This is a genomic window from Rothia sp. HMSC065D02 (assembly GCF_001815285.1).
GTDB classification, from domain to species: Bacteria; Actinomycetota; Actinomycetes; order Actinomycetales; family Micrococcaceae; genus Rothia; species Rothia dentocariosa.
This window is the reverse complement of record NZ_KV820092.1, coordinates 63,765-85,293: the sequence shown is the minus strand read 5'-3', so window position 1 is coordinate 85,293 and position 21,529 is coordinate 63,765. Positions and strand designations below refer to the sequence as shown.

Here is a 21,529-nt window from a genome sequence, read left to right as displayed (position 1 = left end):
CCTGCGGATACGCATAACTCGTCGACGTCTCATGTAAGGATTGTCCGGAATGCTGTGAAGACACCGGGCTACCAGCACTATGTGTTTTTAGGTCGTATCCGTCTCCATACTCATACCGATACGCCACCGGTACCGCCCGAATCCTGGTATGCCCAATCGGCAAATCCCCTTCAAAAATATTAGAACTGCCCTCTAAAGTGGTGTAGAAATTCGTTTCCTCACCCTTACTCGTGTGTGGTGGATGCGCACTATCCAGGGTCAGGTGCGGATGCGCCGGGATCAACTCCAGCAAATGAGTGCGCATTTCGGTAATGATCCGTTCGTACTCGCTTTGGGCTTGCTGTGCTGCTTCCGGATCGTTGAGGGTGCATTTGTTTCCATAGAGCTCATTGATCATATCCGGGATAGCACGCCCGGTCTTTGGGGCTTTCTCAAACGTGCCAGCCTGACCATCACGACTAAGGCAGTACGAGCCGTCGTTAGCGACATCAAACCCGAACGACTTATCAGTACCATTCTTATCCTGGGTAAACCCAAACTCACCATGATGATGCTCCCCATACCACCTCCTATAAGCCTCAATATCCTCAACGTTACCAGCCTGACTTGAACTTGTTTCACGCTCGTCATTATTAGCATGTTTGGGCACATGGGAGCTTCCCTGTTCCCAAAGGTCACCTCCAGTCTGATCTAGACATTGAAAAGAGCGAGTGTCATTATTACAAGTTATAGAAAAAGCCGCAGGAACATGGGACAGGGATGCACTCACAAGTGTTGCCGAGAGAAACCCAGAAAATACTTTGGTTTTTAGAGAGTTCAAGGGAATTACTTCTTTTCTATAGCCAGGGAATGAACATTATCAATGAGCCATCGGTTGCCGTCATGATGAAGAGTCATCATGAACCAGTTATTCTCATAATCTTCATTGCGAATTTTCTTATATGTTTTCCCATCCGAGTCAACATAGACGTAATACGGCCAAGCGACAAAGAACTTCCACTCATACTTACCGTTACCCTGGTTGATGGGTTCACCGTGAAACTCATATTTTCTTAAATCTCCGCCGATCATCCACCCGCCCTCTTTATACAGTCCAGTATTGAGATCGTAAGTATCCCGTTCGTCTTTAAAGTCTTTGCTAATGAATTTTCTGGCCTCGCTATAATCTCCAGTTTGCATGCCATAGTTACGCCATTCCGTCCACGCCTGCACCGTCTTACGCATCCCCTCCAAGGAAGCATTCGTATACCCCTCCTCCGCCTTGGGCTTCGGAACATTCTGCGCAGGACCATAAAAATCCGCAGGACGATACTCCCCCTCCGGAGCTTTCGATTTCCCTGAATAATGCGGCGGCACACTCGACGACGGTGATGGGCCATTACTGGATGAAGCAGAGGCAACGGCAGTCGCAGAAGATGAAGAACTAGGGCTCTCAGTAGCCGCTCCAGCAGGCTTCGAGTCCTCCCCACAGGCAGACAACAGCACAGCAAACCCAGAAACGCCCAAAGCGCTCATAAGGGCACGACGAGACAAACCAGGGATACGAGTATTCATCGGTGAACACATCCTCAAAAAAATTGTGGCTGGGTGAATAAAATACGGAAACACGATTCGCCCGTACACACTCCTACTGGCTTATGTATTTCAGGTTTCCAACGGCGGAACCTCAGAGTAAGCCCTGAGTGAAAGTGGCGGGAATTTATCGCTTAGTAGCTACTCTACGATGATTCAAAATATTTAGCGATTCACCCGCGACATATATAACCATTTATTAATAAATAACCTCGGCATGTTTACCTTATGCGATTAAAGAAAGCAGAGTATCAGCTTTACCTTTAAACAGCATCCGCCTACGTTTTAGACAAACCCAGATATAGGATTATCCTATTCTGTTTAGTTTGCACGTTTCTTCTGGTAGTTACAGCTATAACTAGGCACAGCACATTAAATCAGCAATACAAAAATAAAAACTCCCGAAGTCATAGTTATGACTTCGGGAGTATTCCGTTGCGGGGGCAAGATTTGAACTTGCGACCTCCGGGTTATGAGCCCGGCGAGCTACCGAACTGCTCCACCCCGCGGCGACTCATACAACTATACATACCGCTCTGCAACATCTCAACTTGAAGCTATCTGCTGAGATAAACACCACAGAAAATCCCAAAACTGGATGTCTGAACACCCCTTACTGCTCTCATAGACGGCCCGAATCAATAATTTGGGATGACGAAGCGGGGCGCCACCCGGATGTGATGACGCCCCGCTATGACCGTCAGACCGCAATGCTACATCTTATTTAGAGGTAGATTCCCCAGAAGGACTCTGCGATGCTGAGGATGAACCGCTCGGCTGCTGATCGCCGCCCTGTTTCTGGTCCTGCTGTTGTTTATTTTCGGCTTCAATAGCCTTCTGCAGAGAATCGTTCAGACGCTTCTGGGCCTCACCATATGCTGCCCAATCGCCCTTCTTGAGAGCGGCATCCGAATCCTGCATAGCCTTAGATGCATCCGCCAAGTGCTGTTTCAGGCTAGCGGACTGGTTCGAGCCAGAGGCTCCAGAAGAGCTGGACGATGATCCAGATGTCTTCTCCCCATTGCCTTCAGTGCCGGCTCCTGACGGTCCCGACTGAGCATCTATCTTGGCACCGGAAGAACCGTTGAAGACCTGGTTGAGTGCTTCTTCCAGCGTGGGAGCAAACCCAACCTTGTCACCGAAGCTAACCAACACTCGCTGCAAACGCGGATACCGTGCGTCGCCGCTAGACTGCACGTAGACCGGCTGAACATACAGGATGCCGCCCGCCACCGGCAGAGTAAGCATATTGCCGTTAATGACCTCGGAGGACCCGCGCCGCAGGAGGTTCAGCTGGTTCGAGACCTCAGCATCAGAGTTGAAGATATTCTGTGCCTGGCCAGGTCCCGGAACCACCGATGAACGCGGCAGTTCGAGCAGTCGCAGCTTACCGTAATCCGCGCTGCGTTCGCCGTCCTTGCCGGTACCGGCGTCACCATTTGCAGCGAGGAATCCGTACATCACGTTACGCGAGTTTGAATCACTCTGCTGAGGAATAAAGGTCGACGTCAGCGAGAAATGAGCCTTCCTATCCCCAGGCATCTGAAGCGAGAGGTAATAAGGTGGAATCTGGCGACCGCTATCATTCGTAGGATCGTTTGGAATCGACCATACGTCATCGCCCGCGTAGAGGCTGTTCGAGTTCGTCACATGATACTTATTCAGCATCGAGCGCTGAATAGTAAACATATCCGAGGGGTAGCGCACATGGTTAAGAAGCTCGGCGCTCATCTCTTTATAGCTCTTCACGGTTCCGGGGAATACGCCCTGCCATGCCTTCAAAATAGGATCATTTTCATCCCATGCATAAAGGGTGACCGAACCATCATAGGCATCCACGGTGGCTTTCACCGAGTTGCGAATGTAGTTCATCGAGTTCGTGCGCGGATTCTGATTATTCTCCTGGCTTACACCCTGCGCATACGGGAACTGGTTCGTGGTCGTATAAGCATCCACAATCCACTGCACCCGGTTATTGATAATAGCGGGGTATGCTTTGGAATCCACCTTCAAATACGGCGCAGCCTTCTGAACGCGATCTACCGGGTTACGTTCGTACAGGATCTGCGAACCATCACGAACCGCATCCGAAAGCAAAATATCGGATGACTGGAACTTGATCGCGTAAGAGAGACGGTTCAGTGTGGAATCCAACCGGGGACCACCGTTGCCGTTGAACGTGTATTTTGCATCCGAAGAATTCGTTTCATCGGCGGACTGCGGACGGTCGAGTTCCAGCTGATCGCCGCTGCCACCCACAATGGAATACTGCGGAGAGCTCATACCGAAGTAAATACGAGGCTCATAGTTTTCAGAAATAACGCCATTCGCCTTGATACCGGACTGCATAAACTTGGGGTTACCCGCACCATCAACCTGGTTACCGTAAGCCGCAATCACGCCGTACCCGTGGGTGTACACCACGTGGCGGTTATACCAGGAATCATCCGAAGTCTGGGAAGGATTCAGCTCACGGGCGGCAATCACCGTGTCCTGAGTCTTATTGTCTACGGAATAGCGGTCCACCGAGAGATTCGAGTCGAACCGATAGTATGGACGGAACTGCTGCATCTGCGCGAATGCTGAGCTTACCACGTTCGGGTCCAAAAGACGGATGTTCGCAATAGTCTCACTAGAGTTCCCCAAAGCGCCTTGACGAGTATCGATCGTGGCGTCATAAGGAGTAGTCTCTACTTTATCAAGGCCATAAGCATACCGTGTGGCGTCAATATTGCGTTGGATAAACTGCGACTGTGCAGCCTGTTCATTCGGCACAACCTGAAAACGCTGTACGATCCAGGGGTACAGCCCGCCAGCGACGAGAGCTACAACCACCAGCATCGCGGTTCCCACTAGAGGCAAACGCCAACGATGCGCGGAAGCTGTAGCTAAGAACAACACAGCCACCAGAACTGCGGAAATCGCCAAAATAGAGCGTACAGGAATAATAGCGTTCGTATCGGTGTACATAGCACCGGCCCAGCGCCCCGACTGCTGCTGAACTGCGGTGTACCGCTCCAGCCAGAATGCAGCACCGCGCACCAGAAGGAAGGCGCATGCCAAAACCGCAGCATGACGGCGGAACGCGGCGGAAGTTCCTACACCGCCCGGGCGAACCTTAATACCACCGTAGAAGTAGTGCATAATAGCCCCGCCAATAGCGCAGAGCACGATAACAGCGGTCAAAAGATTAACCACTAGGTTCAGGAACGGAAGAGTGAAAACGAAGAATCCAACATCCAACCCAAATTCGGGGTCTTGAACGCCGAAGTCCTGGCGGTTCAAGAAAAGCGCCACGGTTTGCCACTGGCTAATTCCGGCACTCCCAATAAAGAACCCTAAAGCAACTGGTAGAATCACCAAGAGAATCTTGCGGATGCGTTCCATACCCCGGCGGTACCGCGCCATACTATCGGTGAAATCACGCCCGCCAAACATGTCACGCAGAAGGTCTTCAGCATCCGTATGCTCATGCTCGGTGGTCGTATGGCGCTCATGCGGACCAGCTTTAGAGGTCTCGTGACGAGCCTGTTCCTCAGATTTATCCGCGTTTTTGGCGTCTTTCTTCGCCTGAGAATCATCGTGGTCAGCATGTTTGATGGCATAAGACATCGAAGCCCAGAACGGTACCGCTACGACGAGTGCGGTTACCACAAAGATAGAGCTCTGAAGCAAGATTTCGGTGGTGAAGACGCTGCCAAAACCAAGCTGATTGAACCATAGCCAATCCGTATACACCTGTGTGGCATACACAAACGCCATAATCAAGACTATAACCACCGCGATGGTAATACCCAAAGGACCCGGATAGCGCCGCTTTTTCTTTTTCTGGTCTGCTCCCGCGCGACGGGGAGGCTGAGGAGGTTGATGTTCGTTATCAGATGCCGTCACGGATTCCTCACTTCGTTGGTGGCTGGAACATAGTTAATAAACATTATCTCAAATGTGGCACTCTGACACAGACAGGAGCGTGGGCAAACACGCGGAGAAATACCGTATGTTTGCCCATCACCCGACGTGCACGTCTAGATTGCCGAAAACCTTTTACCCGCAGGTGGGGAACTGCTCGGGGGCGGCTCCGTTCTTGATCTTGGTGAGGGCATCCACGGCCTCATCAACGTTATCGACCGGGATTACCTGCATATCACCTGCCGGTGTTTCCCCACGATAGTATTTGAAAACATCGGGGTCGGCTCTGCGGATTTCTTGAAGATCGCCACAGTTTTCGCGCGGTGCCAAAAAGTAGTGGGCACCGTGGTGTCCGGAGGCGATAATCTTATATTTAATGCCGCCGATGGCACCGACTTTACCGCTGGCATCTATGGTGCCGGTTCCGGCGATATAGCTTCGGGCTGAATCTTCGTTTCCTGCGCCTTCGGGGGCAAGCAGGCTTTGCTCGGTGAGCTTATCGATGGTACCGAGGGTGAGCATGAGACCCGCGCTGGGGCCGCCAACACCGTCAAGGTTGTAGGTTGCCTCAAAGGGAAGATCAAAGTCCTGTTTGAGCACAATTCCGACAAGCCAGCGCCCCGATTTATCGTCACGCCGCGGCGTGAGAGTAACGTTCTTGTTCTCGCCATTCCGGCTGATTTCGAAGGTGACGGGACGTCCTTCTGAAGCTTGCACAGTTTCGGTGACATCTTTGAGAGTATTGATCTGTTTATCCCCCACTTTGAGGATGCGGTCCCCACCCTGCACCTGCCCCTCAGCGGGTGAGCCGGAGGCGGTTTGGAGAACGCCGATCTTCTCGGTCACCGGCAGTTTAAGGTAACGCGCCGCAGCAACTTTCGCCTGGGTTTGAGAATCCGCCATTTGTGCGCTGCTGACCTGGTTAGCTTGCTGGTGGGTAACGTGCGGATAAGTAATTTCGGAGGGAACCACAAGGTAACGGTTGCCGTCCGCAGCCAGCCAACTGTAGAACGCATCCGCTCCGGGGAGAACGGTGTAGGGTCCGCCGGAGACAGATACCGTGGTCATATTCAATTTCCCGGTGGTGGGATAGGTTTGCGTGCCGTTGATCTGGATAATATCTTGATCCTGGTACTGCCCGAGAATATCGAAGAGAGGTCCGGGCCCTTCTTTGCTATATGAGCTGGGCAGCACAAAAGCACCGAGCATCAGCAAACAGGTTGCGGAAGCAGTTAGAAAGCGCAGATTCAGGGGACGTCGTTCTAATAGTGGAAGAGATTCATCGCTCTGCTGATGGGATTTTCTCAAGAAAAATGCACGCTTAGCCATGCTTCTTAGAGTACCCGATATTTTTGTTGGGAACACCACATGATGAGCCGGGGTACACCGCGGCGTCAGCATTGTACGCCGCCAAGGTCATAAGATGGGCTGTGCCTAGAGCGAATACCGCGAAATCACGGCAAACTCACAGGTTTACCAGGTACCCTTTACTAGACGGGTAGGGGCAGACTGTGCCCGCCCTCAATACTGAAAGGTATGTGACATGGCTGAGAACCCCACCAACGATAATTCAAATGACCGCGATCCCCTTGAGGAGTTCCTGAAAAAGATGCAGGAACAGGGTTTTGATCCTAACGCCGAGCAGAACGGCAACGGCACAGCGGATAACCCGTTTGCTTTTCTGAACGGAAATATAAACCCTGAAGATATGAACGCTATGGGTATGCCTTTTGACCCCTCTATGCTCCAGGGTATTTTTGCGCAGGTGCAGTCAATGTTTACTGCTGGGGCTAGTGAAAACGGGATTAACTGGCAGGGTGTGAAAGACCAGGCTCGTCAGCTCTTAGCGACCACCGGGGAGGATCCTGCCATCACCGAGTCTTTGAGGGCGGCCACGCGCGATGCCTCTAACCTCGCCGATCTGTGGTTAGACAGCGTCACCATTTTTGAGCGTCACAATATTCCTGTTGAGGCCTGGTCCAAGGCTGAATGGCTCGATTCTTCCTTCGAATCTTGGCGTGATATGGTACAGCCCGTAGCGGCTGAGGTAACTCAGGCGATGGTGCTCCCCTCCACCGAAGATGTTCCCGAAGAGCTGGCCCAGCTTTTGGGCGGCACCGGATTCTTGAACAATATTGGTTCCATGATTTTTGGGGCTCAGATGGCGCAGGCGCTGACCGAGCTTGCCGGTGAGGTATATTCTTCTACCGATATTGGATTCCCCCTCGCGCCAGGGCGCAGTGCGCTCTTGCCCGCCGGTTACACTCAGCTTGCTGAAGATATTGAGGTGCCTGCACAGGAAATTCTGCTGTACCTGGCGGTGCGTGAGGCAGCGCTGATTCGTCTGCACCGCACAAACCCGTGGCTGCGTGAAGATATTTTGGAGCTGGTAAGCCGTTATGCTCGTGGTATCCGTGTGGATATGAATCGTATTCAGGATGCCGCATCCCAGGTAGATTTGAGCAACCCCGAGGCCGTACAGGATGCCTTTGACGGCGGCTTGTTCAACCCGCAGCGCACCGAAGACCAAGAACTTGCAGTTGAGCGCTTAGAAGCTCTTCTTGCCCTAGTAGAGGGCTGGGTATCGCTGGTAGCTGAGCAGGCAACCCAAAACCTGCCCACAGCCCCGCAGCTGGCGGAAACACTGGTGCGGCGTCGTATCGAAGGCGGCCCGACCGAGCGCGTGTTCGAGACTCTGGTCGGCTTGGAGATTCGCCCTCGCCTGGTGCGTGAGGCACAGAATTTCTGGCGTACCTATGAAGAGAAGCACGGATATGAGGCCCGTGATGAACTGTGGGCAGCGCCGGAGACTCTGCCGACCGCCGCTGAGCTTGAAGACCCCGATGCCTATGAAGCACGCCAGGATGAGTTCAAGGTTGAGGATATTGACTTTGACACCGAGCTGCAGAAACTTCTGGACGGTGGTTTTGATGAAGGCGAGTCCGACGGCGGTGAATCTTCCACTGGCGACGAACCTAATACATAACACGCCACGCTTCGTAATCGCACATTAGACACTGTGGGCGATTGAGGGATGCGCCGCACCGCATCTCATGCGTGATACCAGCCGATGAAATGCTCTGTGGGTTCCGAAGGTTTTCTGCCTTCGGGACCCACATTTGTTGTGGATCATCGCGGTTCTTAGTTGGTGGCTTGCGCGCGTATAAATTCCATACCCGCCAGGAATGCCCGTGCCTTATCAAGGTCAGGGAACCGGGCTTCTAGAGTGCGAAAACGGCCGTTATGGTGAAGTTCCACGAAGTGACAAAGTTCGTGGTAGATCACGGAGTCCACCACGTATTCGGGGGCTCCTTGAAGATCATCGGAAATACGGATGGTGCCCTGAGTCGGTGTGGCGGATCCCCACCGTTTACGCTGATTCGAGACCCAACGGATAGAATTGGGAAATTTCTCGGGCACGAGCTCGGACAGATGCCTTGCAGCCAGAGCATGAGCACGCTCCGTTAAGTAATCATCAGACGCAAAAATGCGGCGCCGCCGAGAAGTCTCCCGCTGTTTCCGTTGCACGCGGGGAATCAGGCTTTCCAGATATTCGCGAATTTGCGCATCCGTACTCGCCCCGGGAACCAACAGGCGAATACTTCCATCTTCCTGCGGCTGGGCACTGACGGTTCTGCGGCGGCGAGACGAACGCACCACCAGGATTTCCGGGGTGGATGCAGTCGCCGGAATAACTTCGTGGTGCTGTCGGACTTTCTGTCGTGCCATCATATGTTGCCCTATCGTAAGCGTTAGGTACGGTGTCTTATGATCGTAATTCTCTCGCGAGTGCACAGAAGTATTTAGCCATGTCGGGCGGATTGACGGGACGGGTCAATATCATCCAGAAAACGGGAACGACGGCGTTTTCCCCGCCCACCGGCGGTCCGTGAATCCGACCATGTGAACCACAGGTATTTGCGGGCACGTGTAATCCCCACATAAAGCAGGCGGCGTTCTTCATCGATTTCGTCGGAGGTTTGAGCGAAGGTAATGGGCATAAGTCCCTCGTTTAAACCGCAGAGGAAGACCGCATCCCATTCCAAGCCCTTCGCAGAGTGCAAAGAGGCTAACGTGACGCCTTCCATGACGGGAGCATCCTGGGTGGCAAGACGGTGCGCAAGCGTTGCAACGACATCGTGTACGGTAAGCCGATGCGGAACCGGAGCCCCTGCGGCCTCCGCTTGAGCGATGTCTTCGATGCGTGTAGTTTCCAGATGATCAACCATCGAGACAATTGCGGCAAGAGACTCCCATTTTTGGCGTACAGCGCCAGCGGACTGGGGCGCTTTTTCGGTGTATCCCAAAGGTTCCAGCACTTCACGCACATAACGGGGCACGTTCTCGGAACCGTCGGTTGATTTTGCCGACGCTCGCAGGGCAAGCATCGCTTGCTTGATCTCGGGACGATCGAAGAATTGCTCAGCTCCGCGTAACTGATACGGAATACCGCGATCGGCGAGCGCCGCCTCCAGAAGCCCGGACTGCCCGTTAGTGCGGAAAAGCACCGCGATTTCTGATGCCGGAACGCCATCTTTTTCGAGGAGATCCTGGATTTGTTCGGCAATGCCTTCGGCTTCACGTTCGTCATCCGTATATCCGAACCATTGGCTTTCAACTCCCGGTCCGCGCTGGGAAACGAGTTTGAGCGGGGGTGCCCAGGAGAATTCGGTGGAGTCCGGGCGCGGTCGCCGTGCCGCTAGGAGTCGGTTTGCCAGTTCGACCACTTGGCTGTGCGAGCGGTAGTCTCGGGTGAGCCGTACCGTGTGTGCGCCCCGGTACCGTCGCGGAAATTCCAGGAGGTGCCGACTGGTTGCACCGGTAAACGAGTATATGGTCTGCGAGGCATCGCCCACGACGCATAAATCGTCGCGCTCCCCCAGCCAGGCGTCGAGAAGGCGCTGTTGGAGGGGCGAGACATCCTGATATTCGTCTACCACGAAATGGCGGTACTGTTCACGGATGGTGGCAGCGAGTGCATCGTCATCTTCGATGATGCCGACGGTCAGGAGCAGAACATCCTCAAAGTCGATGAGGTTCCTTTCGTCTTTGAGATCTTCGTAGGCGCGGAAGAGCCGCACCATGTTCTGCGGGGTTATTCCGGAGGGCAGGTTGCGCTGGTGAAGGTGCGGCGTGAGGGTGTCGGGGGTGAACAGGCTGACTTTTGCCCACTCGATTTCTGCCGCAATGTCGCGTACAAGTGCCCGGTCGACGCTCATGCGCAGGCGCTGGGCAGCTTCGGTGATTAAACCGGCTTTATGTTTGACGATATCGGGGAATGAACCGCCGATAGCGCTGGGCCAAAAATACCTGAGTTGGCGCAGCGCTGCGGAGTGAAAGGTTCGGGTTTGGACTCCTACGGCACCGAGGGATCGCAGTCGAAGGCGCATTTCTTCTGCCGCTCGGGTGGTGAAGGTGAGAGCCATAACGCGTTGGGGAACGTATTTTCCGCAGGCGATTCCGTAGGCGATGCGGTGGGTGATAGCGCGGGTTTTGCCGGTTCCGGCGCCTGCGAGTACGCGCATCGCGCCGTTGAGTTCGGAGGCGACCCGGCGTTGGTCTTCGTCGAGACCCGCGAGGATGTCTTCGGGGGAAAGCTGGGGCGTAGCGTGATTTTGTTGGGGGGCTGCTGGTGGGGGTACGGGTCGTGCCGGTGCCTGTGGAGTTTGGGAGCGAGTCGGGGATGATTTTTGGGCGGGTATGCCGAAGAGAGCTTGCTGTTTGGATGCTCCGGCGCCCTGTGCTGGCATAACGCCCCTCTCCTGGTGCTCTGCGGATGTTCACACGCTGGTTACTATTGTACCTTTACCTTAGGTGGGGTCTGTCTGCGGCGGTTAGTATAAGCACGCCCAAGACAGGAGTTCCAGTATTCCGTGTTTATTGCTGCGTGACCCGAGTTTTCAAGGGATTACACGCGAAAATGTGTGCGAGGGGCGAACGTGCCGAACCTCATGAGGACTCATTTGATACCCTAAGAGGGTGACTTTAACGCCTCTTCAGCTTGCCGCCATTGTGTCAGCGGGTGTGCCGGGAATTTACCCTGTGGGCGCATCCGCCGTTCTTGACGACACCGCCGATTTTGACTCAGCTATTATTGTGGATTCGACCAATCGTCGCTGGCGTGTACGCGCTCCTCGTCGCCCCGATGCCAGCATGCGGCTTGAGGCGGAGCACCTTATTCTTCAGTCTTTTACCCCCGGTCTGCGTGCTCGCCTGCCTTTCCAGGTGCCGACTGTGGTGGGTACTGTGCCTTATCAGGACGGCAGCGTTTTCATTTACACGCATATTCCCGGTACCTCTTATGAGGTTGATGATCTTGCGGCGCAGAACGGGCATACGGCAGAAGGTCAAGAGAACCTGGCCGTTTCTCTCGGTAAAATTTTGGCGACTCTGCACACGATGCCGCACGATCTGGTGTTTGAGGCAGGCCTACCCTCGTATAATTCTGAGGAGATTCGCCGCCGCCGCAGTGTTGAGCTTGAGCGTGTGGCGCAAACCGGCAAGATTCCTGCGGATCTGTTAGCACATTGGCGTTCGGTGCTCTCCCCCGGTCCCACATGGCAGTTCCAGGCTCACGTGATTCATGGTGACATGAACTCCGATAACCTGGTGCTTGACGGCGCGAAGATTGTTGAGGTGACCGGTTGGTCTGATGTTCAGGTGGGAGATCCTGCCCAAGATTTTGCGTGGCTGTTCTCTTGTTCCGATCAGGGCTTTACTGACAGTGTATTGGATGCTTACCAGCGGCAGATGCGTCCCGCACCGGATGAGCATTTGATTCAGCGGGCGCACTTCTATGCGGAATTTGCGATTGCCCAGTGGTTGGCGCACGGTGCTGAGATCGGCGATGACAATATTGTGCAGCATGCCGTCGCCATGCTTTTGGATGTGCAGGATGGTCTGCGCGCAACCGGTGGGTTACTCGGGCAAGAAGAGGAAGAAGATATTCCACAGGTTATTGACGACGAAGACTAGAGTAGAAAACGATAGATTGAAAGGCTGAGACGGCCACCCTGTTGGGTAGCGTCTCAGCCTTTATTCTGTTGCGACTAAAGGGTATATTCCGGTTTCTCTATCTACCTCTACCATGATGCATGGGCCAGGCTACCGCGGCCGCCCCGGAAGTTCTTCGCCCCATCCGGCACGGGAGATAATGCGTTCAAGCTGCTGTTCGTTCTGCAGACCACCGGCAATATCGGTGTCCCACACGGTCTGGTCAGAGCCAACATAGTAGAACGCCGCGTGCACACGTTCAGGGTCTATCCCCTGTATTTTGGCGAAAGCAAGCCGGTACAGCGCCAACTGGATGCGCTTATGCCGCATCGCATGTGCGGAGGGTTTACGCCCAGTTTTCCAGTCCACGAGATCCCAGTGTTCCTGCTCCTGGAGGGTGCCGTCGGCGTTAGGGACCTGTTCGGTGCGGCGGAAGACCGCATCAATACGCCCGCGGATGTTCACGCCCGCCACGTGAGTTTCTACCGGATATTCGGCACGCCATATAGTGCGGGAAGCCCATTCACTCTCAAGGAATGTCGCGCGCAGTTTATCAAGGTCGAAACTGCCGTCAAGATCATCATCGCTATAAAGTTCGTCCTGTATATCGAGCATAGGTTCGTCCCCGAAGTACTCCTCAACCCATGCGTGGAAAAGTGTACCCTGCCGCGCCGCCGCAGATGGCTGCATCGGTACCGGACGCACCAGGCGACTCAGAACCGTCTCTTTATCCTCCGACAAAGCAATGAGAGTGGATGCCGACATATGCTCGGGTTTCGCAGGAACCGCAGGGGTAACGGCGCGCTGTGCCAAGGCAAGAAGCAGATCGACCTCATGCTCCCAATCTTGAATCTGCTGAGCTTCCGCTTCGGTGGGGCTGGTAAGTTTATCGAGCTCGTCAAGGCTTAACGATCCGCGTGCCACGTTAAGAGCGGCACGCTCCACCCGTGCACGCCGCTGACCGGGTACCGCAATAATGTCACGATTCTCGGTGCGTTCGGCGAGGTCTTTCTCGGATGCCCAGCGGATCACCTGAGCACCGTCAAAGGGGTCAAAGGGCCAGTCGGCGGTCAGCACGGAGCCCTGCTGCGGGTTATCTTTAACCCACGCCGTCGGTTCCAAGAAACGGTGCACAATCTTCGGTCGAACCCCCGGCTGCTCAGGGCCACGTTTCCCTTCCGCAAGCTGCGCTAAAGGTTCGCGGGCGTAGCGGAAATTCTCGACCACATCCAGCCCGTAACGCTTTTTGAGCCCTTCCAGATTTTCGTCGTATGCTTCTTTGGACTCCTGCGGATCGAGTAAGCCGGGCTCCTGCACGCCGCCCATCAGCGCCTGCTTCACCCGATGCACTTCAGGTAGATTCAGTACCTCGGCATTTGTGATCGGGTTTCCGCCATCGTGCACAAGCGCATGCGCAATCTGCTCATAGACCGCGCTTGTATAGCGCTGAGAAGCCGCCGTATCTTCGGGGTCATCAGGAGCGGGAATAACCGGTACAGACGTACCATTTTCCAGGCGTATGCCCTGGGGGATACTGTAATTCTCAAGCCACAAGCAGCGCCCAAAAAGTACCTCAATGCTGGCGTCACGATGCTCAATCGCCCACCCAGAGGTGTAAAAACCGGTGCCCAGATAGCCCGGATACAGCCAGGGTGCCACCTGAATACCTTCGTAAGGTTCCTCAGCATCACCCTGCGCGAATTGCACCAGCTCGTTCCAATAGGGCTCGGGCTGATAGGGGTTTACATTCGGGCCCACCCATCGGCAATTACTGATGTGCAGCAGCGAGCGGGCGCGGGTCATCGCCACATAAACCAGCCTCCGTCCCTCAAAGCCCACATAGTCATTCGCCATATCTTCGCCGTCTTCAAGACGCGCATTGAGCTCTTTATAGTTCTCTAGGGCGCTCACCTCTTCAGCCCGTTCCAAAGCGGACGGCAGATAGTCGCGGTCACCTCGTAGAGGCCAGGGCAGGCTTCCATGTTCCAGGCGGTGCCAGGTGTGTGGGCGAGTGGGATATTTATCGCACATGCGCGGCAGATATACGTGATCCCATTCCAGACCTTTCGAGGCGTGCATCGTGAGGATTTGCACCGCATCGCGCCGAGGTTCCTCTTCGGCGGGGGTCAGCCCGCGTTCGTGGTTTTGGGCCTGTTCCAGCCAGGAGAGAAAACCCAGCAGATAGCTAATACCGTTGGCGGAGAGCACGAAACGCCGGGCGGTGGGGGCTTCCTCATCAACCTCGGTTCCGTCTGCGCCAGCATAGAGCATCGCGTTGATGCGCGGTGAACTCGCGGCATAACTTGCGGCGACTTCATGAAAAGCATCCAGATGTGCGCGAGAGCCGTAGGCATCCCCGCCGGGGCGGGCGGCAAGCTCGATATCCAGGAGCATCACACGCTCAATCTCATAGAGCAGGGTGCCGATATCCTCGGTGGTGAACTGGCGCAGATACTCAACCTCGGCGGTGAAAGCGTGCAGACGGCGCAAACCTTCAACGCTCAGACGGCGCCGGGATTCGGGGTAATCCGCAGGGTAAATGGGGTTACCGGCCTCATCCGCTGTGGGAAGATGCTCGATCGCTTCAATAAGCGAACCGTATTCGGCGAGGTCTTCTACAGCGTTTTTACGGACTCGCTCAAATTCTTCGTGGGCGGCACGCAGATTGGCATCGGTATCAGTTTGAGGGCTCGAAGGTACATCTCCGCTCGTCTCCTCAGAGGGCTGCTCGCCAAAGGTTCGTCCCATATTTTTCTCGCGCGTGGTCGTCAGGTAATTCGACCAATCTCCCAGCGCAAGCAGATCCGCTGTGCCCAACCGCCAACGTGCGCCAGCGAGCAGACGCATCAAGGCATCTGAACGGTTCGGGTCTGCTAAAACCCGCAGCATCGAGACCATATCAATAATTTCGGGGCGTTCCAGAAGCCCACCCAAACCAACCACCTGCACGGGAACACCCAGGCTCTCGCAAGCCTGGCGAATGGGTTCCATCTGCGCCCGGGTACGGGTAAGCACCGCCATCGTGGGCATCTGTTCCGGAGTATCGGCGTAGCGGGCGCGTTCCTGCACGATACGTTCGGCAATGCCCTGTGCTTCCTCGGTCTCAGACCCGTAGCGTGCCAACTGCACTGAGCCGAGCATAGCGCGGTAACCGGGTTCATCGGGGTTGAGGATCACCGAGCGAGGCCGCAGATCGGGCACGTGAGGCGGAGCAGGGGCACGCACCCAATCGGGAATGTTCTTGAGTTTAGCGGCGATCAGGTTTGCGGCATCCAAAATAGCGACGTCATTACGCCACGCAACTGTCAAATAAAGAGGCGTTTCATCGCGTGTTGGGAAGTATTGATAAAAGCTAAACAGCTGACCGTCGGAGGCACCGCGGAACCCGTAAATAGACTGTTTCGGGTCCCCCACCGCCATTACCGGATGCTCAGGTTGGCCGGGACGCCCATCATGCCCGTCGCGAGCGCCATATAAATCAGCGAAGAGCCGCAGCTGGGCGTGCGATGTATCCTGAAACTCGTCAAGAAGCACAACCTTATAGCGTTCCCGCTCCAGCTGTGCGGCGGCTGACACCTCACGGGCGATCCGCGCCGCCAATGCGATCAAGTCGCCGTAATCGAGCACCTGCATACGCGCTTTCACTCGCGCATACCGCTGCACAAGCTTCGCCAATATAATTTTGGCTTTCAGCCTCTCTATGACCTTTTTTGCGTTGGCACTGGGACCGGGCGAACTGAGTGATTCGTACGCCGCCAGGTGTGCGGAACAAAATTCGATAACCTGCTGCGGGCTTACCAGATGTTCGGCGCACTCCCCCGACAGCTGCAAAAGGCTCTGCACGATTGTACTTTTTGAGGCGACTCCCGAGGCTGAGCTGGCGGCGGGTAGGTCGCCGTCCCAGTACTGCACGATCTGCGCGGCGAGCTGCCAGGCTTGAGCATCGCCAAGCATTTGTGCATCCTGCTCAACGCCCAGGCGCAGACCGTATTCTTTGACAAGATTATTCGCGTATGAGTGGTACGTAGAGACGGTGGGCTCGGAAGAGCCTGCAAGAAGTTCTTCTTCGCTCAGCTCAATCAGGTTACGCTCGCGCAGAATATTTAGGCGGGTACGCATGCGATCGCGCAGCTCTCCTGCGGCCTTGCGGGTAAAGGTAACGCCCAAAACTTCATCGGCGCGCACGATTTTATTGGCCACAAGCCACACCACACGATCAACCATCGTCGCGGTCTTTCCCGAGCCCGCGCCAGCGATCACCAGACGCGGTTCAAGCGGCGACTCAATGATGCGAACCTGTTCATCGGTGGGCGGGTTCAGCCCTAGCGCGTGCGCAATCTCGCGGGCGCTAAGTCGGGCAGGTTGGTGTGCTGTTCCCCCGGATACTCCGGATGCGCCACGGTCGCCGTCATGCTTGGGCGGCTGAGCCGGTTCAGAGGTAGTCATACGGTACGTATCCATTCCTGACGGGGTGATAGTGTCAGCTGTATCAGATGTGATACAGCCACAGGATGCAGTTTACCACCGACGCAGTTCAGAATAGAGGCCGCACGTCACCTCCAGGAACCACTAGTGTCCTGTGAGAATCTGTCGTTTCTGCCGGGGTTGTCTGCTCGACACACCGGCAAGCAAAGGTGCAGTTGCCGAGCTAATCCTGAGTAATCTGGCGTCCCTGCGGGCATAGAGGGCAAATTTCGGGCAGGCGGCAGGTTTCCCCGGGCCGATGCCGCGTCTGCATAACAGCACCGGCGATCAGCTCCGCCGCACGCTGAACCAGCTGAACCGCCCAGATACCGGTTTCCGGGTCGAGCGCATCCTGCTCTTGGGGACGATTCCGGGAAGACGCTGCGGTGCCGTCGCCCAGCTGCACGAGCGCGGCTCCCCCAGATTTGCGCGTGAAAACCTCGAAACGCTGGGGTGCCGCCTCGCGGCGTTCAAGCCCGGCAGGAGTATCAAGACCGTCAGGCTCGACGCCGAAATCACGGCTCATGGCATCCCCGGCGCCCGCCTCTACCGCAACCTGATAGGCAGCAAGCTGGGCGTGTTCGGCGATCTGGGTTTTATTGGGTTTGGTTTTACCCGTCTTCAAATCGACGATGACGTATCGGCCGTCCTCGGTTTTCTCCAGCCTATCGACTCGCCCAGAGATCTGGGCGTTCACGGTATCGCCGGGAACCAAAACCCGGAAGGACCCCTCCACGCCCACGAGTTCGCGGTGATCACCCGGCATAATCTCGTTGATATACACCGCGAGTTTATCCACCATTTTCTCGGCACGTTCACGTATCTGCTGCCCCTCCCAAGTATCGGGCAGCGCAAGCGTACTCAGGCGTTCTTCAAGCTGACCGCGCAGGGTCATATAATCGGCATCCGGGTACTCTTCTGCGATCGCGTGAATGAGCGTTCCCAGCGAGCGCGAGGTGTCGGTCTGTGCTTCGGCACGAGCCGCCGATACGAACCAGTCCAGGGGCGACTTATGAATCGTCTCGATACGCGAGGGCGATACCGGAACCGTGAGTTTTTCTGGCTCACCAGAGTCATTCGACAAGCTGTCGCGGCGTGGATGCGATGTAAACGCATTCTGCTCGGTGGAGAGAGGCAGAAGTCCCCACCACTGTTCCGGGGCTGCCCCCGGTGCCCCGGCCTTCGCCAGCCTGTTGAGCTGTGCAGCCGCAGCATTTGCCAAGGTGGGGTCTGTGTCTTGAGCCTGCGCATACCGCCTCAGCTCCGCGACGAGGGCGCGCAGGGTCATAGGGCGGCGCACGTGGGTGATGGCGGCGGTGCGCGCATCCGGCACGAGAATATCGAAAAATTCGCTGGGTGCGTCTTCCGTTGAGCTCACGGCGGTGACAACGAGCCTTTCGTTCGCCCGCGATATTGCCGTGGAGAACATGCGTAATTCGTCGTGCCGCACTGCCCGCACACGGTCGCTCATGCGCACCTGCTGAGCTGCGGCAACACCCATATCGCAGATGTCGGTCAGCTCACCAGCTTTGAGGAGCGAGCCGCGCACCGTCGTATTCGGCCAGGTTCCATCCTGCAGCCCGCAAACGTAGACAGTCTGCCAGTGCCTGCCCGCCGCGAGTGCCGGGGTGAGGATTTCAACCGCATCGTAGCGTTTGCCGCGCGCTGCGAGAGTATCCATGGGAAGGTCCTGGGCATCGATATAGTCGAGGAACAGCTCGGCGGAGGAACCGGGCATCTGGTCGACGAAACGAGTAGCCGCCTCAAAAAGCCCTATCATGGCGTCAAGATTTCGATGCGCCCGCTCAGCTTCCGGCCCGGTCTGCGCACTTTCGGTTACCCAAATTTTTTCGAGTCCGCTTGCCTGCCATAGCGCCCAGAGTACGGTTTCGGCGTTGGCGCCGGGTTTGGTGAGGGCCTTATGCCCGGCGGCAAGTACACGCGCCACGCGGCGTACCGCCGCACCGATGCCTTGCGCAGGAAGTGCCTGCGGATTCAAGAGCGCGCCCAGCAGAAGGTCGTCACTACAGCGGTGCCCGCCCGCTCGCAGTTCTGCGGCGCGAAGCTGCTGACGTAGACGGCGCACTTCCATGCTGGATGCGCCCCCAAGCCGCGAAGTCAGCAAAGTGATCGCGTTGTGAGCACCACTGCCGGGGTTTGTGCGATTTTCTTCGGCGAGAACATCGGCTAGGCTTTGCCGGGCGAGCTTTTCGGCCTCATCATCTGCAGAACGTGTGCCCGCCTCCGTGACAGCTTCGGGGGTTATATTCTCCGTGAGGCTCCCGTCGAAATCGTTATGATCCGGCAGTTTCAGATAGTCGGCGCTTTGCTGACGGGCATAAACCAGCAGAGAAAGCGCATCCAGGAAAGGACGTACAGCGGGTTCATCACGCACCGGAACCAACGCTGCACCCGTCACGGTGGGGATGCCGGATGCCGCCAAGACGCGCCGGAACCGCGCAACTTCGGTGCCGCTTCGCACGATAATCGCCGAACGCGCATACGCCGCGCCCCGGTACAGATAGTCCTCAAGAAGGAGCTGTGCTACCTGATTCGCCTCGTCCTGAGGAGAACCCAGAAGGTACCCGAAAACTCCCTCGGGAAGTTCATCAGAGTGCCGCGGGTCAAGCAGGTCACCATCATCGCTGAGGCGTAGGAGCGCAGATTCCTCATATTTACTCGGTGCGGTCTGCGGTTCGCGCGGCGTAGGTGCATTCGCAATAACGGGGAGCCGACGCGCGATATTCCGCCAAGCCAAGGTGATGGGCGCATTCATGCAGTACGAAGTCTTCAGTTCTTCTCGCTGCAGTTCCGGGAAAATCTGGGGTAAAGTCGCCGCTAGGTCGGGGCGCGCACCGCGGAACCCCTGCACCACGGTTTCGGTGCAGCAGGTAATTAACACCCGTGCGGACGGCGCAAATGCAGCCTCCACTGCCTCACGCTGATCTCCCGTGTATGTGGCAAGAACCTGCCCCGGCTCGCGCCCTACTAGGATGCGCATCAGCCGATACACGGAGGGGCTAAGTTCCTGCACATCGTCAATCAGGATCAGGTCGAAGCGCGCGCGTTCCTCCCGCAAATATTCGGGGTTTGCCAACAGGAAGGCGCACGCTTCATGGATTAACGCGGCGGGATCGTAAGCGTTTGGGGCACGCAGACGGCGAATCTGCTGATACTCGGTATAGAGCTGCGCCACCGAATGCCAGGTCGGGCGGTCCAGGGTTTGCGCCAGGTTTTCAAGCTCTTCGGCGGTCAGCGCATATTCGGCAATACGGTCAAAAAAGTCACGAATCTCCTGGCGGAAACCGCGAGTACCCAGAGCCTCATGCAAATCGGCGGGCCAGCGCACCGCCGCGCCTTTGCCTTCGCGGTGCCCCGCCAGAATTTCGCCGATCATCACATCCTGCTCGGGCCCGGAAAGCAGCTTCGGAGCGAACTCCACCCCGGGCAAAAGTCCCGACACATGCGCGCGACGCAGCAGATCGAAGGCATACGCAGCCCACGCGCGAGTGGGCGCGGTAGACATGCTGCGGTCGATACGCCGTGCCAGCTCATCGCGCACACGAGTAGCACCCGCGCGGGTAGGGGTCAGCACCAAAAGCCGCGCGGGATCGCCCCCGGCGTTCAGAAAATCTACCGCCGCCGTAATCACGCGCTCAGTCTTGCCCGTACCGGGCGCCCCCAGGATGAGTGTAGCCGTCATGGCTTTAAGTTTATCGGGGTTTCTCAGCGCTACGCAGATGTGTCCTCTGCCTGAGAACGTCACGAAGCATCGGGCATTTACACGCGAACTCCGCTAGGCTTGAGCTATGAGCTGGATAGATGCCCCTCGCGCAACCTTCGATTTAGAGACCACCGGTGTCGATGTGACCACCGCCCGCATCGTGACCGCTTCGCTGCTTCTGCTGAACCCGGATGGGAGCGTGCAGCGAGCTGGCGAGTGGCTGGCTAACCCCGGCATTGAGATTCCCGAAGGTGCCGCATCCGTGCACGGTATCACAACCGAATATGCGCGCTCCCACGGGCAACCTGCCCAACAGGTGATCTGGGAGGTCGCGGGTGCGATCGGTTCGCTCTTCCTAGACGGCATACCCGTCATCGCGTTTAACGCCGCCTACGATTTTTCGGTGCTTCACCATGAGATGCTCCGCTATAACATCGCCCACGGCGAGCTGCCCGCCGGGAACATTCTTGACCCGTACGTGATTCATAAGCACGTTATTCCCCGCAAACGCGGCAACCGCAAGCTCGAAACCCTCACCACCGAACACGGTGTGGTTCTGGAGAACGCCCACACATCTAAGGCGGATGCGCTCGCCGCCGAGCGACTACTCGTTAAGCTCGCTGAGCGTTTCCCCGAGATTGCCACGGATGCCGCTGCCCTCCACACGCATCAGGTTCAGTGGTCGCTTGATCAGGCACGCGATTTCCAGGACTGGCTGCGCACTAAGCCGGGTAAAGAGAACGAGGTTATCGACGGTCGGTGGCCAATACGCCACTAATTCTCTATCAGCCTCGTTGATTTCGTCACGTTGAACAGAGTCTGTTGGGGCTGCTTAACTCCCCTATTCACTAAGTATCGCGAAGGTTA

General features: G+C 56.3%; 10 protein-coding genes, 1 tRNA gene and 1 pseudogene. 3 read left to right on the top strand and 9 right to left on the bottom strand.

Translation table 11 applies throughout. The features are described 5' to 3' along the window. The 5 genes and pseudogenes from HMPREF3016_RS07915 to HMPREF3016_RS07895 all read right to left on the bottom strand — a co-directional run. A pseudogene (locus HMPREF3016_RS07915) lies at positions 1-649 on the bottom strand (hypothetical protein); the annotation flags it as partial. A 176-nt stretch (positions 650-825) separates the two neighbouring features. Beyond that, positions 826-1,554 carry a DUF6318 family protein gene (locus tag HMPREF3016_RS07910; RefSeq protein WP_070741561.1) on the bottom strand — a complete coding sequence of 243 codons (729 nt, stop codon included), beginning with the start codon at positions 1,552-1,554 and terminating at the stop codon, positions 826-828. 453 nt (positions 1,555-2,007) lie between these two features. Next, positions 2,008-2,081 (bottom strand) — tRNA-Met (locus HMPREF3016_RS07905). Positions 2,082-2,292: 211 nt separating this feature from the next. After that, entirely contained in the window at positions 2,293-5,463 is a 3,171-nt protein-coding gene (locus HMPREF3016_RS07900; protein WP_070741558.1) for a UPF0182 family membrane protein, read from the bottom strand. A 153-nt stretch (positions 5,464-5,616) separates the two neighbouring features. Then, the gene (locus HMPREF3016_RS07895) at positions 5,617-6,810 is read right to left on the bottom strand and encodes a YlbL family protein (protein WP_070741555.1); all 1,194 of its coding nucleotides are present in this window, start codon (positions 6,808-6,810) and stop codon (positions 5,617-5,619) included. Positions 6,811-7,024: 214 nt separating this feature from the next. On the opposite strand from HMPREF3016_RS07895, the gene HMPREF3016_RS07890 reads away from it, so the two are divergent. After that, on the top strand, positions 7,025-8,467 hold the full coding sequence (locus tag HMPREF3016_RS07890; RefSeq protein WP_070741552.1) for a zinc-dependent metalloprotease: 1,443 nt from the start codon (positions 7,025-7,027) through the stop codon (positions 8,465-8,467). A 155-nt stretch (positions 8,468-8,622) separates the two neighbouring features. On the opposite strand, the gene HMPREF3016_RS07885 is transcribed toward HMPREF3016_RS07890, so the two are convergent. Continuing rightward, positions 8,623-9,213: a M48 metallopeptidase family protein gene (locus HMPREF3016_RS07885; protein ID WP_070741549.1), complete on the bottom strand. Its 591-nt coding sequence runs from the start codon at positions 9,211-9,213 to the stop codon at positions 8,623-8,625. Positions 9,214-9,284: 71 nt separating this feature from the next. After that, positions 9,285-11,231, bottom strand: a complete 1,947-nt coding sequence (locus HMPREF3016_RS07880) for an ATP-dependent helicase (protein WP_070741546.1) — start codon at positions 11,229-11,231, stop codon at positions 9,285-9,287. A gap of 229 nt (positions 11,232-11,460) precedes the next feature. On the opposite strand from HMPREF3016_RS07880, the gene HMPREF3016_RS07875 reads away from it, so the two are divergent. Next, positions 11,461-12,456 carry a macrolide 2'-phosphotransferase gene (locus tag HMPREF3016_RS07875; protein WP_070741543.1) on the top strand — a complete coding sequence of 332 codons (996 nt, stop codon included), beginning with the start codon at positions 11,461-11,463 and terminating at the stop codon, positions 12,454-12,456. A gap of 129 nt (positions 12,457-12,585) precedes the next feature. Here the strand turns inward: HMPREF3016_RS07875 and HMPREF3016_RS07870 are convergent, their stop codons facing one another. Next, complete coding sequence (locus HMPREF3016_RS07870) at positions 12,586-16,920, bottom strand: ATP-dependent DNA helicase (protein ID WP_246828518.1); 4,335 nt, start codon at positions 16,918-16,920, stop codon at positions 12,586-12,588. Positions 16,921-17,122: 202 nt separating this feature from the next. Next, positions 17,123-20,641 (bottom strand): UrvD/REP family ATP-dependent DNA helicase, encoded by a 3,519-nt coding sequence (locus HMPREF3016_RS07865; RefSeq protein WP_070741537.1) that lies wholly within the window; start codon positions 20,639-20,641, stop codon positions 17,123-17,125. A gap of 106 nt (positions 20,642-20,747) precedes the next feature. Between HMPREF3016_RS07865 and HMPREF3016_RS07860 the strand changes: the two genes are divergently transcribed. Then, positions 20,748-21,440: a 3'-5' exonuclease family protein gene (locus tag HMPREF3016_RS07860; protein WP_070741534.1), complete on the top strand. Its 693-nt coding sequence runs from the start codon at positions 20,748-20,750 to the stop codon at positions 21,438-21,440. The last annotated feature ends 89 nt before the right edge of the window (positions 21,441-21,529 follow it).

What these genes read in the sequence shown, in the direction of transcription:
- HMPREF3016_RS07910 (WP_070741561.1), bottom strand. Translation starts at nt 1,554, where the DNA reads ATGAATACTCGTATCCCTGGTTTGTCTCGTCGTGCCCTTATGAGCGCT.
- HMPREF3016_RS07895 (WP_070741555.1), bottom strand. Translation starts at nt 6,810, where the DNA reads ATGGCTAAGCGTGCATTTTTCTTGAGAAAATCCCATCAGCAGAGCGAT.
- HMPREF3016_RS07890 (WP_070741552.1), top strand. Translation starts at nt 7,025, where the DNA reads ATGGCTGAGAACCCCACCAACGATAATTCAAATGACCGCGATCCCCTT.
- HMPREF3016_RS07885 (WP_070741549.1), bottom strand. Translation starts at nt 9,213, where the DNA reads ATGATGGCACGACAGAAAGTCCGACAGCACCACGAAGTTATTCCGGCG.
- HMPREF3016_RS07880 (WP_070741546.1), bottom strand. Translation starts at nt 11,231, where the DNA reads ATGCCAGCACAGGGCGCCGGAGCATCCAAACAGCAAGCTCTCTTCGGC.
- HMPREF3016_RS07870 (WP_246828518.1), bottom strand. Translation starts at nt 16,920, where the DNA reads ATGACTACCTCTGAACCGGCTCAGCCGCCCAAGCATGACGGCGACCGT.
- HMPREF3016_RS07865 (WP_070741537.1), bottom strand. Translation starts at nt 20,641, where the DNA reads ATGACGGCTACACTCATCCTGGGGGCGCCCGGTACGGGCAAGACTGAG.
- HMPREF3016_RS07860 (WP_070741534.1), top strand. Translation starts at nt 20,748, where the DNA reads ATGAGCTGGATAGATGCCCCTCGCGCAACCTTCGATTTAGAGACCACC.